The 14,227-nt window shown below is 70.4% G+C and carries 10 protein-coding genes and 1 tRNA gene; 7 read left to right on the top strand and 4 right to left on the bottom strand.

All coding sequences use genetic code 11. The annotated features are described in order from the left end of the window. Window positions 1-114: 114 nt before the first annotated feature. The 3 genes from gltB to AB0C12_RS14530 are packed head-to-tail and all read left to right on the top strand — an operon-like array spanning window position 115 to window position 6,790. The gene (gene gltB, locus AB0C12_RS14540) at window positions 115-4,689 is read left to right on the top strand and encodes a glutamate synthase large subunit (RefSeq protein ID WP_360547887.1); all 4,575 of its coding nucleotides are present in this window, start codon (window positions 115-117) and stop codon (window positions 4,687-4,689) included. Continuing rightward, on the top strand, window positions 4,682-6,157 hold the full coding sequence (locus tag AB0C12_RS14535) for a glutamate synthase subunit beta (RefSeq protein ID WP_360547885.1): 1,476 nt from the start codon (window positions 4,682-4,684) through the stop codon (window positions 6,155-6,157). The genes gltB and AB0C12_RS14535 overlap by 8 nt, the downstream gene beginning before the upstream one ends. Before the next feature lie 57 nt (window positions 6,158-6,214). Beyond that, window positions 6,215-6,790, top strand: coding sequence for a hypothetical protein (locus AB0C12_RS14530; RefSeq protein WP_360547883.1), 576 nt, complete (start codon window positions 6,215-6,217; stop codon window positions 6,788-6,790). A 76-nt stretch (window positions 6,791-6,866) separates the two neighbouring features. Here AB0C12_RS14530 and AB0C12_RS14525 read toward each other — a convergent pair whose 3' ends face one another. Continuing rightward, window positions 6,867-7,031, bottom strand: a complete 165-nt coding sequence (locus AB0C12_RS14525) for a hypothetical protein (protein ID WP_360547881.1) — start codon at window positions 7,029-7,031, stop codon at window positions 6,867-6,869. Between the two features lie 268 nt (window positions 7,032-7,299). Here AB0C12_RS14525 and pyk point away from each other — a divergent pair, with 268 nt between their 5' ends. Continuing rightward, window positions 7,300-8,748, top strand: coding sequence for a pyruvate kinase (pyk, locus tag AB0C12_RS14520; RefSeq protein WP_360547879.1), 1,449 nt, complete (start codon window positions 7,300-7,302; stop codon window positions 8,746-8,748). Then, window positions 8,745-9,623, top strand: coding sequence for an acyl-CoA thioesterase II (locus AB0C12_RS14515; RefSeq protein WP_360547877.1), 879 nt, complete (start codon window positions 8,745-8,747; stop codon window positions 9,621-9,623). Before pyk ends, AB0C12_RS14515 begins: the two co-directional genes overlap by 4 nt. Window positions 9,624-10,036: 413 nt before the next feature. On the opposite strand, the gene AB0C12_RS14510 is transcribed toward AB0C12_RS14515, so the two are convergent. The 3 genes from AB0C12_RS14510 to AB0C12_RS14500 form a co-directional block, all read right to left on the bottom strand. Continuing rightward, the gene (locus tag AB0C12_RS14510) at window positions 10,037-11,080 is read right to left on the bottom strand and encodes a hypothetical protein (RefSeq protein WP_360547875.1); all 1,044 of its coding nucleotides are present in this window, start codon (window positions 11,078-11,080) and stop codon (window positions 10,037-10,039) included. A gap of 131 nt (window positions 11,081-11,211) precedes the next feature. Next, window positions 11,212-11,970, bottom strand: a complete 759-nt coding sequence (locus AB0C12_RS14505; RefSeq protein ID WP_360547873.1) for a transcriptional regulator — start codon at window positions 11,968-11,970, stop codon at window positions 11,212-11,214. Window positions 11,971-12,006: 36 nt separating this feature from the next. Then, window positions 12,007-12,093 (bottom strand) — tRNA-Leu (locus tag AB0C12_RS14500). A 126-nt stretch (window positions 12,094-12,219) separates the two neighbouring features. Here AB0C12_RS14500 and AB0C12_RS14495 point away from each other — a divergent pair. Then, window positions 12,220-12,837: a response regulator gene (locus AB0C12_RS14495; protein ID WP_360547871.1), complete on the top strand. Its 618-nt coding sequence runs from the start codon at window positions 12,220-12,222 to the stop codon at window positions 12,835-12,837. Between the two features lie 217 nt (window positions 12,838-13,054). Beyond that, the gene (locus AB0C12_RS14490; RefSeq protein WP_360547869.1) at window positions 13,055-14,218 is read left to right on the top strand and encodes a branched-chain amino acid ABC transporter substrate-binding protein; all 1,164 of its coding nucleotides are present in this window, start codon (window positions 13,055-13,057) and stop codon (window positions 14,216-14,218) included. The last annotated feature ends 9 nt before the right edge of the window (window positions 14,219-14,227 follow it).

Raw genomic sequence — 14,227 nt, 5'->3', positions numbered from 1 at the left:
CCGACGTCGTCCCGACCTTGAACGGAAACACCAGTGACGATCGGAGGCCCGGTGGCTCTTCCGCACCCCCAGGGGCTACATCTTCCCGCGGCGGAAAACCGAAGCGAAAACCACGTGGGCCAGACCACGGCGGAAGCCCGAAGCGACGCCCAGAGCCGCGGCTTGTACGACCCGGCTCAGGAGCATGACGCGTGCGGTGTGGCGTTCGTGGCCGACCTGTATGGCCGGCGCTCCCACGACGTGGTCGCCAAGGGCCTCTCGGCGCTGATCCGGCTCGATCACCGTGGTGCCCGCGGCGCCGAGTACAACACCGGCGACGGTGCCGGCATCATGATCCAGGTCCCGGACGCCTACCTGCGGTCCGTGGTGGATTTCGAGCTGCCGCCCGCCGGCTCGTACGCGACCGGTCTGGTCTTCCTGCCCAACGACCCCGACGAGGCCGCCCGATCGGTCGCCGTCTTCGAGAAGTACGCCCTCGTCGAGGGGGGCGACATCCTCGGCTGGCGGGACGTGCCCGTGGATCCGTCCGGGCTCGGTGAGACCGCCGAGGCCGCCCGCCCGCGGATCCGTCAGGTCTTCCTGGCCGCGCACCGGCTCACCGGCGGCAAGCCCGGCCCGGCCGGCGAGCCGCTGTCCGGGCTCGAGCTGGACCGGGTCGCGTTCTGCATCCGCAAGCAGGCCGAGCGGGAGAGTTCACAGCGCGGCGTCGCGGCGTACTTCCCGTCGCTGTCGGCCCGCACCATCACCTACAAGGGCATGCTGACGCCCGACCAGCTGCCCGCGTTCTTCCCCGATCTGACCGACGAGCGCGTGGACAGCGCCATCGCGCTGGTGCACTCGCGGTTCTCCACCAACACGTTCCCGTCGTGGCCGCTCGCCCACCCGTACAGGTTCATCGCGCACAACGGTGAGATCAACACCATCCGCGGCAACCGGAACTGGATGGCCGCCCGGGAGGCGCTGCTCGCCTCGCCGACCGTGCCCGGCAACATCAAGCGGCTGTTCCCGATCTGCACGCCCGAGGCGTCCGACTCGGCGAACTTCGACGCCGTGCTGGAGCTGCTGCACCTGTCCGGGCGCAGCCTGCCGCACGCCGTGCTGATGATGATCCCGGAAGCCTGGGAGAACGACCCGGCCATGGACCCGGCCCGGCGCGCCTTCTACCGCTTCCACGCCAGCCTGATGGAGCCGTGGGACGGCCCGGCCAGCGTGGCGTTCACCGACGGCAGCATCATCGGCGCGGTGCTCGACCGCAACGGCCTGCGGCCCGGCCGCTGGTGGCACACCAGCGACGGGCTGGTCGTGCTGGGCAGCGAGGCCGGCGTGCTCGACCTCGACCCGGCCACCGTGGTCGCCAAGGGCCGGCTCCAGCCGGGCCGGATGTTCCTGGTCGACACCGAGGCCGGCCGGATCGTGCACGACGACGAGATCAAGGCCGAGCTGGCCGCCGCCGAGCCCTACGACGAGTGGCTGCACGCCGGGCTGATCGACCTGCGTGACCTGCCCGCCCGCGAGCACGTCATCTACACCCACGACTCGGTCATGCGCCGCCAGCAGGTCTTCGGCTACTCCGAGGAGGAGCTGAAGATCCTGGTCGCGCCGATGGCCCGCAGCGGGGCCGAGCCGCTGGGTTCGATGGGCACCGACACGCCGATCTCGCCGCTGTCGACCCGCCCGCGGCTGCTGTTCGACTACTTCCATCAGCTGTTCGCCCAGGTCACCAACCCGCCGCTGGACGCCATCCGCGAGGAGCTGGTGACCAGCCTGGCCACGACCATCGGGCCGGAGGGCAACCTGCTCGACCCGGGCCCGGCCAGCTGCCGGCAGATCGTGCTGCCGTACCCGGTCATCGACAACGACGACCTGGCCAAGCTGCTGTCCATCGACGAGGACGGCGACCTGCCCGGTTTCAAGGCGGTCCGGGTCTCCGGGCTCTATCCGCTGCGGGACGGCGCGGCCGGCATCAAGGCGCGCCTGACCCAGATCTGCCGGCACGTGTCGGAGGCGATCGAGGACGGCGTGCGCATCCTGGTGCTGTCCGACCGCGACTCCAACGCCGACCTGGCACCGATCCCGTCGCTGCTGCTCACCGCCGCGGTGCACCAGCACCTGGTGCGGGAGCAGACCCGCACGCAGGTGGCGCTCGTCGTGGAGAGCGGCGACTGCCGGGAGGTGCACCACGCGGCCGTGCTGATCGGGTACGGCGCCGCGGCGGTCAACCCGTACCTGGCGTTCGAGAGCGTCGACGACCTCATCGCCACCGGCCCGCTCGCCGGGATGGACTCGAAGAAGGCGGTCGGCAACTACGTCAAGGCGCTCGGCAAGGGCGTCCTGAAGATCATGTCCAAGATGGGCATCTCCACTGTGTCCTCGTACTGCGGCGCGCAGGTGTTCGAGGCGGTCGGCCTGGACAACAAGCTGCTGCAGCGCTACTTCGCCGGCACGTCGGGGCGGATCGGCGGCTCCGGCCTGCCCGAGATCCACGCGGAGGTCGCGGCGCGGCACGCGAAGGCGTACCCGAAGAACCCGGCCGAGCGCAGCCACCGCCGCCTCGAGGTCGGCGGCGAGTACCAGTGGCGCCGCGAGGGCGAGATCCACCTGTTCAACCCGGAGACCGTCTTCCTGCTGCAGCACGCCACCCGCAGCAAGCAGTACGACGTCTTCAAGCAGTACACGGCCAAGGTCGACGGCCTGGCCGAGGCGGCCGGCTCGCTGCGCGGGCTGTTCCGCTTCAAGGACCGGGCGGCGATTCCGCTGGAGGAGGTCGAGCCGGCCAGCGAGATCGTCAAGCGGTTCGCCACCGGCGCGATGAGCTACGGCTCCATCTCGGCGGAGTCGCACGAGACCCTCGCGATCGCGATGAACCGCCTCGGCGGCAAGTCCAACACCGGTGAGGGCGGCGAGGACGTCGAGCGCCTGTACGACCCCGAGCGCCGCTCGTCGGTCAAGCAGATCGCCTCCGGCCGCTTCGGCGTGACCAGCGAATACCTGGTCAACGCCGACGACCTGCAGATCAAGATGGCGCAGGGCGCGAAGCCGGGCGAGGGTGGCCAGCTGCCCGGCAACAAGGTGTGGCCGTGGATCGCCAAGACCCGGCACGCCACCCCGGGCGTCGGGCTGATCTCGCCGCCGCCGCACCACGACATCTACTCCATCGAGGACCTGGCCCAGCTCGTCCACGACCTCAAGAACGTCAACCCGGCTTCCCGCGTACACGTGAAGCTGGTCTCCGAGATCGGGGTCGGCACCGTCGCCGCGGGCGTGGCCAAGCTCAAGGCCGACGTGATCCTGATCTCCGGCCACGACGGCGGCACCGGCGCGTCCCCGCTCAACTCGCTCAAGCACGCCGGCTCCCCGTGGGAGCTCGGCCTGGCCGAGGCCCAGCAGACGCTGCTGCTCAACAAGCTGCGCGACCGGGTCACCGTGCAGGTCGACGGTCAGCTCAAGACCGGCCGGGACGTTATCATCGCGGCGCTGCTCGGCGCCGAGGAGTTCGGTTTCGCGACCGCGCCGCTGATCGTCTCCGGCTGCATCATGATGCGGGTCTGCCACCTGGACACCTGCCCGGTCGGCATCGCCACGCAGAACCCGGTGCTGCGCGAGCGGTTCACCGGCAAGCCCGAGTTCGTGGAGAACTTCTTCCTGTTCCTGGCCGAGGAGGTCCGCGGCTACCTGGCCGAGCTGGGCTTCCGCAGCATCGACGAGGCCATCGGGCACGCCGAGATCCTCGACGTGGCCCCGGCCGTGTCGCACTGGAAGGCCAAGGGCCTGGACCTGGCCCCGGTGCTGTTCGTGCCGGAGCTGCCCGAGGGCGCCGCCCGCCGCGGCGTCGTCGCCCAGGACCACGGGCTGGAGAAGGCGCTCGACAACGAGCTCATCGCGCTGGCCGCACCGGCCCTGGCCGAGGGCACCGAGGTCCGCGCCGAGGTGGCCGTGCGCAACGACCACCGCAGCGTCGGCGCGATGCTCGGCGGTGAGGTCACCCGCCGCTACGGCGGCAACGGCCTGCCCGACGACACGATCCACTTCACCCTGCGCGGCACCGGTGGGCAGTCGTTCGGCGCCTTCCTGCCGCGCGGGGTCACCCTGCGGCTGATCGGCGACACCAACGACTACGTCGCGAAGGGCCTCTCCGGTGGCCGGGTGATCGTGCGCCCGGCCGAGACCGCGCCGTTCGTCGCGGAGGAGAACATCATTGCCGGCAACACCATCCTGTACGGCGCCACCGGCGGTGAGGTGTTCCTGCGGGGACGCGCGGGTGAGCGCTTCGCGGTCCGCAACTCCGGCGCCGCAGCGGTCGTCGAGGGCGTCGGAGACCACGGCTGTGAGTACATGACCGGCGGCACCGTGGTGGTGCTCGGCACGGTCGGGCGCAACTTCGCCGCGGGCATGAGCGGCGGCACCGCGTTCGTGCACCGCCTCGACCCGGGCCGGGTCAACCCGGAGCTGGTCGACCTGACCCCGCTCAACGCCGAGGAGCAGGAACAGCTGCACACCCTGGTGCGCAAGCACTTCGCCGAGACGGGCTCCGCCGTGGCGCAGCGCCTGCTCGCCGACTGGCCGGCCGCGGTGAGCGAGTTCACCGCGGTGGTGCCGCGCGACTACAAGCGCGTGATGGAACTGATCAAGACCGCCGAAGCCGCCGGTCGGAACATCGACGAGGCGGTTATGGGGGTTACCCGTGCCTGATCCCAACGGTTTCCTGCGCTACGAACGGCAGCTGCCCAAGCGCCGCCCGGTGCCGGTACGCATCCGCGACTGGCGTGAGGTGTACCCGCCCGCGGGCGAGGAGCTCATCCGCGACCAGGCCACCCGGTGCATGGACTGCGGTATCCCGTTCTGTCACGAGGGCTGCCCGCTGGGCAACCGCATCCCGGACTGGAACGACCTGGTCCGCACCAACGCCTGGGACGCGGCGGCGGAGAGCCTGCACGCGACGAACAACTTCCCGGAGTTCACCGGCCGGCTCTGCCCGGCGCCGTGCGAGGCCGCCTGCGTGCTGGGCATCGCCGACGACCCGGTGACGATCAAGCAGGTCGAGGTGGAGATCGCGAACCACGCGTTCGCGACCGGCCTGCGCCCGCAGCCGGCCGCCACCCAGTCCGGGCGCAGCGTGGCCGTCGTCGGTTCCGGCCCGGCCGGGCTCGCCGCCGCCCAGCAGCTGGCCCGAGCCGGTCACGCCGTCACGGTCTACGAGCGCGACGACAAGATCGGCGGGCTGCTGCGGTACGGCATCCCCGATTTCAAGCTGGAGAAGGAGCGCATCGACGAGCGGCTGGCGCAGATGGCCGCCGAGGGCGTGGTCTTCGAGACCGGCGTCGACGTGGGCGTCGACATCACCGCCGACGACCTGCGGGAACGCTTCGACGCGGTGCTGCTGACCTGCGGTGCCCTGGCCGGCCGGGACGCCACCGAAACCCCGGGACGCCACCTCGGCGGCGTCCACCTGGCCATGGAGCACCTCGTCCCGGCCAACCGGGTGGTGGCCGGCCAGCAGGAGAGCACGCCGATCGACGCCGCCGGCAAGCACGTGGTGATCATCGGTGGCGGTGACACCGGCGCCGACTGCCTCGGCGTCGCCCACCGGCAGGGCGCGGCGGGCGTGATCCAGCTCGACCAGTACCCGCTGCCGCCGGAGACCCGGCTCGGCGAACTGCACCCGTGGCCGACCTGGCCGGTCATCCTGCGCAACTACCCGGCCCACGAGGAGGGCGGCGAACGCATCTTCGGCGTCGCGGTCCAGGAGTTCGTCGACGACGGTACGGGCAACGTGACGTCGGTACGGGTCGCGGATGTGATCGTGGAACGGGTGGACGGGCGCCGTACCGTCACGGTCCAGGAGGGCTCCCAGCGTGACCTGCCCGCCCAGCTGGTGCTGCTCGCGATCGGCTTCGAGGGCACCGAGCAGCAGCCGCTGCTGGAGCAGTTCGGGGTGATCCGCAACGGCCGCGGCGCGGTCGACGCCGGCGACGACTGGCAGACCGGCGTGCCGGGCGTCTTCGTCGCGGGCGACATGCACCGCGGCGCCTCGCTGATCGTCTGGGCCATCGCCGAGGGCCGGGCGGCCGCCGCGGCGATCCACACCTACCTGGGCGGCTTCGGCGAACTGCCGGCGCCGGTACGCCCGTCGTCGCAGCCGCTGGCCACGGTGCGCTGATCCACGAGTCGGTCACGGGGCGGTGGGCCCGCCCCGTGATCCACTACGCTCCCCGCCGTGGGACACGTCTTCACCCGGCTCGCCGGGCACGGCATGGTGCTGATGCCGCACTGGCCGTACCGCTTCGAACGACTTCCGGACGAGCCGCACACGGTCCGGGTGGTCCGGGGCCTGCCGGACGGACCGGTCTGGACGGTGGTGCGGCCCGGCGAGCCGGTCGAGCCGCACGAGGCGGTCGACGTCGCCGACGGGCCCGCGTACGACCATTGGGAGATCCAGACCTCGGTCGTCAACCTGCGCTGGCCGGCCGGTTTCCGCGTCGACTCACCGCTCGACGAGGGCGACCGGACCCCGTTCTACCTGCACGGGCCCGGCGAGGCGGCGATTTTTCCGCAGGGCCCGGTGCCCCGGGAGCGCTGCGCCGACCCGGAGTCGCTGGTCGCCCCGGGACAGACCCTGCTGCGCCAGGACGGGCAGAGCGTCGAGCTGGCCTACGAGCACGACGGTGAGCCGTGGTGGCAGGCGCACCGGCTGGTCCCGTACGGGCCGGACCGGACCTTGATCCTCACCGCCCAGTGCCTGCGCACCCACGCCGACCGGACCCGCGAGGCGGTCGACGCCGCACTGTCCTGAATTCTTCGTATCACTCACCCGATCCCGCTCCGCGCTGCCGGGCACCCCCGCGGTGTCGGTCGCGCGGATGCGGTATCTAGGCGGCCGGCCGGTGTTCCGCTCCGGCAGCGGCGGCGTGCCGCAACAACCTCTCGCGGGCTGCCTCGGACTCCCGGGCCTGCTCACGTTCTGCCTGCTCCAGCACCCGGCGGCGGCTCGCCGCCGCCCATCCGAACCTGTCCGCGTGCTCCCCGAACGCCATCGTCACACCTCCAGGACAACCGCCGCTGAACAACCGGCTGCTGCCAACACGTGACGATGCGTAAAACGGTTCAGGGTCATCTGCGCGGGCCGGGCGGCGCCGTACCCCGTCTGCCCGCGACCGCACCGGGACGACCGATAAGCTGAGGCCGATCGCGGTCGCTGAAGCCCGCCGACGCCGGCCGGAAACTCACGGCGCGTCGCTACTTGCAGTTCATCCCCATGACGGGGGTCGGCCAGCGGGCCGATCCGAAAGAGAGACTAGCCTGATGGCTGTGACACGCCGCGCAAAGATCGTCTGCACCATGGGTCCGGCCACCGCCTCCCCCGAGCGCATGCTCGGTCTGGTCGAGGCCGGCATGGACGTGGCCCGGCTGAATTTCAGCCACGGCAGCCACGAGGACCACCGCCAGATCTACGACATGGTCCGCAACGCCGCCCGGGAGACCGGCCGCGCCGTCGCCGTCCTGGCCGACCTCCAGGGCCCCAAGATCCGGCTGGGCAAGTTCGCCAACGGGCCGCACATCTGGGCCAACGGTGACACCGTCACCATCACCAGCGACGACATCCTCGGCACCCCCGACCGGGTCAGCTGCACCTACTCGAAGCTGCCGCAGGAGGTCAAGGTCGGCGACCGCCTGCTGATCGACGACGGCAAGGTCGCCGTCGAGGTCTCCGCGGTCGAGGGCAACGACATCCGCTGCCTGGTCACCGAGGGCGGCCCGGTCAGCAACAACAAGGGCGTCTCGCTGCCCAACGTCGCCGTCAGCGTCCCCGCGATGAGCGACAAGGACGAGGAGGACCTGCGCTTCGCGCTCAGCCTCGGCGTCGACCTGGTCGCGCTGTCGTTCGTGCGTTCGCCCGACGACATCAAGCTGGTGCACCAGATCATGGCCGAGGAGGGCACCACCCTGCCGGTCATCGCCAAGGTCGAGAAGCCCGAGGCGGTCACCCACCTCGAGGCCATCGTGCTGGCCTTCGACGGCGTCATGGTCGCCCGCGGTGACCTCGGCGTCGAGCTGCCCCTGGACCAGGTGCCCCTGGTGCAGAAGCGGGCCGTGCAGCTCTGCCGGGAGAACGCCAAGCCGGTCATCGTGGCCACCCAGATGCTCGACTCGATGATCGAGAATTCCCGCCCGACCCGCGCCGAGGCCTCCGACGTCGCCAACGCGGTCCTCGACGGCGCCGACGCGGTGATGCTCTCCGGCGAGACCTCGGTCGGCAAGTACCCGGTCCTCACCGTCAGCACCATGGCCAAGATCGTCACGACCACGGAGAGCGGCGACTTCGGCGTCCCGGTCCTGCAGCACGACCCGCGCACCCACAGCGGCGCGCTGACCGTGGCCGCCAGCCGGATCGCCCGCAACATCGGCGCCAAGGCCCTGGTCGCGTTCTCCCAGACCGGCGACACCGTCCGCCGCCTCTCCCGGCTGCACTGCGAGCTGCCGCTGCTGGCCTTCACCCCGGTCGCCGAGGTCCGCGACCAGCTGGCCCTGTCCTGGGGCGTCGAGACGTTCCTGACCGACTTCGTCGAGCACACCGACGACATGTTCCGGCAGGTCGACCACGCCATGCTCGGCCTCGGCCTGGCCAAGCCCGGCGAGTACGTCGTCGTCGTGGCCGGCAGCCCGCCGAACGCGCCCGGCTCCACCAACACCCTGCGCGTGCACCAGCTCGGCTCGCTCGTCGACCCGGCCACGGTGACCGAGCAGAAGTGAGCACCCCGCTGACGGGACAGGCCGCCGTCGATCAGCTCCTCGAGGTCCTCGACCTCAAGCAGATCGACGCGGCCACGTTCCAGGGCGAGAGCCCCCAGGTCGGCGCCCAGCGGGTCTTCGGCGGCCAGGTCGCGGGCCAGGCTCTGGTCGCGGCGGGCCGCACGGTCGACCCGGAACGCCGCGTGCACTCCCTGCACGGCTACTTCGTACGCCCGGGCGACCCGACGGTCCCGATCGACTTCGCGGTCGAGAAGATCCGCGACGGCCGGTCCTTCTCGGTCCGCCGCTCCACGGCCCAGCAGCACGGCCGCACGATCTTCTTCATGTCGGCCTCGTTCCAGGTCACCGAGCAGGGCCTCGACCACCACACGCCCCCGCCGCAGGGCGTACCGGGCCCGGACGAGACCCGCACGATGCTCGACTGGCTGGCCCGCTACCCGGACCGCGCGGCCGCGTTCAAGGCGGCCCCGCAGGCGATCGACGTCCGTTACGTGGGCACCCCCGGCTGGGTCCCGCCGGGCGACCGCGACGCCGCCGACGAGCAACGCGTCTGGATGCGCATCAACGGCAAGCTGCCGGACGACCCGCTGATCCACGCCTGCGCCCTGACGTACGCATCGGACCTGTCCCTGCTCGACTCGGTCCTGTCGATGCACGGCGAGGTGTGGGGCCCGGGCGGCGTGATCGGCGCCAGCCTGGACCACGCGCTGTGGCTGCACCGGCCGTTCCGAGCAGACGAATGGTTCCTGTACGACTGCACCAGCCCGTCGGCGAGCGGCAGCCGGGGACTGGCCAGCGGCCGGATGTTCACCGAGGACGGCCGGCACATCGCCAGCGCGGTCCAGGAGGGCCTGCTCCGCCGCGTCGGAGCTTGAGCCGGCCGCCGGCTGCGCGAGGCGCAGGGCTGGGGCGTGGGCGCTTTCATCGGCGCGACCGCGGCTGTAGTCGCGCGTATTCGGTATGGGGTGGCGCGGTTGGACCGCGCGTATTCGGTGTGGCGTGGCGCGGCCGGACCGCGCGTATTCGCTGTGGCGTGGCGCGGTCGGACCGCGCGTATTCGCTGTGGCGTGGCGCGGTCGGACCGTGTGCGTTCGGCGTGGCGTGGCGCGGTCTGACCGTGCGCATCTGGCGTGGCGTGGCGTGGCCGGCCGGACTCGGCGCGTTCTGACCGCGTGGCCGGCCGCACATCGGCCCGGCCCCGAACCGAAAAGGGCCCCGCCGGGGCGGGACCCCGGCCCGGCGACTGGCCGTTCAGCGGGTCCCGCCACCAGCGGGGCAGGGGAAACTTTCAGTCCACCAGCCGGCCGCGGCCAACGCTCGACGAGTCGTCCATCCCCGCCTCGCCCGCCACCGGCGATGCCTCATCCGACCCGGGCGCCACCCGTTGCCCCGCCGGCGCCTCGGGCGGCAACTCCGCACCCTCGGCCGTGTCGGGCACCTCGACGTGCTGGTCGGCCGCCGCCTGAGCCGCCGCACCCGGCACCGCCGCGCCGGTCACCCCGGCCAGCGCCAGCATCGCGTCGAGGTCGGCGGTCGTCCGCAACACCTCTTCATGGAAGCTGCCGGTCGGCCCGTCCTGCGGTAGCTGCGCCTGCACCCGTACCGGTGGGGCAGCCGACGCGGAAAGGTCCGACAGCGCCGAAGCCGAGGCCGAAGGCCTGGTCGCGGCCCGGTGCCGCGGTCCCGAGGCCCGTGGCGACCCGGACTCGAAATCGGTCAGGCCCGCCGAATACCCGGCAACTCCGACAGCCCGCTGCGGCGTCAGCTCCAGCAGCCGCCCGGCCCGCGCGGCGACCGAGGCCTCCCGCAGCCGCAACGAGGCGACCAGGTCGGCGATCCCACGGCTCAGCGCGGCCCCGCCGAGCACCAGCACGACCAGCTCCGGCGTCCGCACGTAGGAACTCGCCGAGAAGAACCCCAGCCCGGCCTCGACCACGCCGACCACCATGAGCAGGCCCCAGATCCGGTCGCTCTCGCGGGTCAGCATCGAGATCGCGATGTCGACCGCCCCCCGGACCATGAGATACCAGCCGATCAACGCGGCCGGCGTGGTCCACGTCGTGTCCCCGTCCCGCAGCATGATCACGCCGGTGGCGGCGAACAGCACGGCCAGGCCGGCGTTCAGCCACCAGGTCCGCGTCCCGGCCAGCGCGCGCACCGCCTCGGTCACCGCCGCGAACAGGATGACCGGCCCGGCCACGTGCACCAGGTCGGCGGGCTCCAGCCGCAGCACACTCCAGGCGATCGCCAGCCACGCCACACCCGCGAACAGAAGGAACCCCCACATCCCGTCGCGGACGACGGTCAGGGGCGACGAGCCGGACCACAACATGGAGCCTCCTGGCAGTGCTGGTACTGCCATGACAACACCAGCGAGACCGGCAAACCGGTCTTTCCCGGAATTCCCCCGCAGTGGTTCGCTGCCTGGTCCGGTCGTCACCCTGAGGGTTACCGGGCACCGCGTCAGTGCTTGGGTCCCACGTATTGGTCCAGCTCCCGGACGTCGTCGCGGCGCGCGACCGACAGGAGGTTGCGCCGGCACATCCGCCATCGGAGGCCGAGCTGATCGAGCGATTCCTGGCAGAGCGCCATGATGTCGGCGGATTCGTTGGAGAACATGTACCTCGGATAGAGATACGTTTTCCCTGATCGCACCACCTTGTTGGTAACCCGGCAGCCATCGGAGTGAAATAGTCCGCGCAGGAAACTTCCCGGATTCTCGTCGATTATCGGCTGCTGCCAGTCCGTCAGTTGAATGGGTCGTTCATGCTTTCGCCCCGGCCCGTGCTGAGGCAGCAGGCAGGGCCAATGTACGGAGTAACTCTGCACATTGATGCTGCCGGTCTGCCGCACCCGCTGCACGCTCCTCGCCAGGACCGCCAGCATCGCCGTTTCGCACTGGGCGATCAGCCCCGGCCACGTCGCGGTGCAGGAGACACGTAACACCGGCACCTTGGCGCTGGTGACCAGGTGACCGTCGCCGAGGTAGAGGCCGAGAAGATACGAATAGCTTTTCTGATCTTGCGGCGGGCCGGGAATCGGCCGGCAGCGCGGGCATCTTGACGGCTCGGGAGGATGCATCTGTCGCCGTCTGGCCCGCTCGCCGTAGAACCAATGCGCGACCGTGCCGCGGGGCAGCCCGACGGTCTTGCAGACCTCGCCGAAAGGGATGCCAGCCGCCATCATTGCTGTCGCGCGTTCGCGCAGATGAGGTGAATGCACCCCGGCATTGTCGAACAGGGGTACGACAGTTTTTCGTGGTGCCGGGGACGGGATTCGAACCCGCATGTCCTTTCAGACAGATGATTTTGAGTCATCCGCGTCAGCCGATTGCGCCACCCCGGCATGCCTGGTCCGATCATGACAAGGTCACGCTGACCAGAGCACGTCGAAGCTTACCCACTACGCTGAGGGCGGTGGCACCCAGATACCCGGGTGTCGCGACTTCACCAGCGTTGGGGGTAAGGGTTCGTGGCCGACACGCAGGCGGGTGCCGAGCGCAGGCGGGTTCTGATCGCCGAGGACGAGGCGCTCATCCGGCTGGACCTGGCCGAGATGCTCGTGGAGGAGGGCTACGACGTCGTCGGTGAGGCCGGTGACGGCGAGACCGCCGTACGGCTGGCCGAGGATCTGACGCCGGACCTCGTCATCCTGGACATCAAGATGCCGATCATGGATGGCCTGGCGGCCGCGGAGCGGATCGCCGGCGGGCGCATCGCGCCGGTCGTCATCCTGACCGCTTTCAGTCAGCGGGACCTGGTCGAGCGGGCCCGGGCCGCCGGCGCGATGGCGTACCTGGTGAAGCCGTTCCAGAAGTCCGACCTGGTGCCGGCGATCGAGATCGCCCTCTCCCGGTATTCGGAGATCTCCGCGCTGGAGTCGGAGGTCGCGGGGCTGACCGACCGGCTGGAGACCCGCAAGTCGGTCGAGCGGGCCAAGGGCGAGCTCATGACGAAGTACTCGATGACCGAGCCGCAGGCGTTCAAGTGGATCCAGCGCACCGCGATGGATCACCGGATGACGATGCGTGAGGTCGCCGACCGGATTCTTGCCGAGGGTGAGGAGTCCACCGGTACGCCCGCCCCATGACCGGTGACCTCTGAGAACTGCCTGTTTGTTACACCTTCTCCGGCGGGGGATCACCGGACGTAACGGTTCGGTGAATGCCCGTGCGAACACTTACTACGGTGCCGGATCGTGGGATAGCGTCCCGCCCCATGACGGGCGCAGTTGTGTCGTGCCGGTGCGCAAGTGCCAATCGACCGGCGGTGGCTCGGTGGGTTCGGTATGGAGGAGGGTTCCAACCTTGAGGCAGGTTCTCGTACGTGCCATCGGCGGGTTGGCCGTTATCGGCCTCATCGCCGGTGCTGCTGCTTGCAACAGCGACAGCGGCAGTGATGACACGGCCAGCGGCAACTGCGGCTACAAGCTCGCTTACTTTGGCGCCCTGACGGGGTCTTCGGCGAACCTCGGTGTGAACATCGAGCAGGGCTTCGAGCTCGCGATCAACCAGTACAACACGAAGAAGGGCTCCGACTGCATCACGGTCGCGAAGTTCGACTCTCAGGGCGAGCCGGGCGTGGCGCCCGGTGTGGCCCGTAACCTGGTCGCGGACAAGAAGATCCTGGCCGTTGTCGGCCCGCCGTTCTCGGGCGAGTCCGAGGCCGCTGTCCCGATCTTCGAGGCCGCCGGCATCCCGTCGGTCTCCCCGTCCGCGACGCGCGTCTCGCTGACGGCGAACGGCTGGAAGACGTTCCACCGCGCGGTCGCCAACGACGACGCGCAGGGCCCCGCCGCGGGCAACTACATCAAGAACGTGATGAAGGCCCAGAAGGTCTTCGTGGCCAACGACCAGTCCGCGTACGGTGCGGGCCTGTCCGAGGTCGTGGAGAAGACCCTCGGCTCCGCGGTGATCGGCAAGGACAAGACCGAGGCCGACGGCAAGCAGACCGACTTCTCGGCGCTGGTGCAGAAGGTCGTCTCCTCGCAGGCGACCGTCCTGTTCTACGGCGGCTACTACCAGAACGCCGGCCTGATCCGTAAGGCGCTCACCTCGGCGGGCTGGAAGGGCACGATGGTCGGCGGCGACGGCATGAAGGACGTCGGCCTGGCCAAGGCCGCGGGTAACGGCCCGGCCACCGGCACCATCGTGACCTGCCCGTGTTCCCCGCCGGAGAAGGCGGGCGGCACGTTCGTCGCGGACTACAAGGCCAAGTGGAACGTCGACGCCGGTACCTACAGCGACGTGGCGTTCGACGCCGCCAACATGCTGCTGCAGGGCATTGACGCGGGCAACACCACGACGGAGAAGCTCAACACCTACCTGTCGACGGCCGAGTACAAGGGCATCGCCAACACCTACAAGTTCACCGACAAGGGCGAGCTCGACCCGAACTACATCAAGGTGTGGACGTTCAAGTTCGACCCGACGGGCAACCAGATCGCGGACCAAGAGGTTCCTACCGCCTGATCGACTGAG

Origin of the sequence: Actinoplanes sp. NPDC048967 (genome assembly GCF_040649415.1) — a bacterium.
In the GTDB taxonomy this organism is placed as follows: Bacteria; Actinomycetota; Actinomycetes; order Mycobacteriales; family Micromonosporaceae; genus Actinoplanes.
The sequence above is the reverse complement of the archived record's forward strand: the minus strand, read 5'-3'. Positions and strand labels throughout refer to the sequence as shown.

Excerpts from the sequence above, each read along its gene's own strand:
- AB0C12_RS14525 (WP_360547881.1), bottom strand. The coding sequence starts at position 7,031 with ATGGCGTTCGGGGAGCACGCGGACAGGTTCGGATGGGCGGCGGCGAGC.
- pyk (WP_360547879.1), top strand. The coding sequence starts at position 7,300 with ATGGCTGTGACACGCCGCGCAAAGATCGTCTGCACCATGGGTCCGGCC.
- AB0C12_RS14510 (WP_360547875.1), bottom strand. The coding sequence starts at position 11,080 with ATGTTGTGGTCCGGCTCGTCGCCCCTGACCGTCGTCCGCGACGGGATG.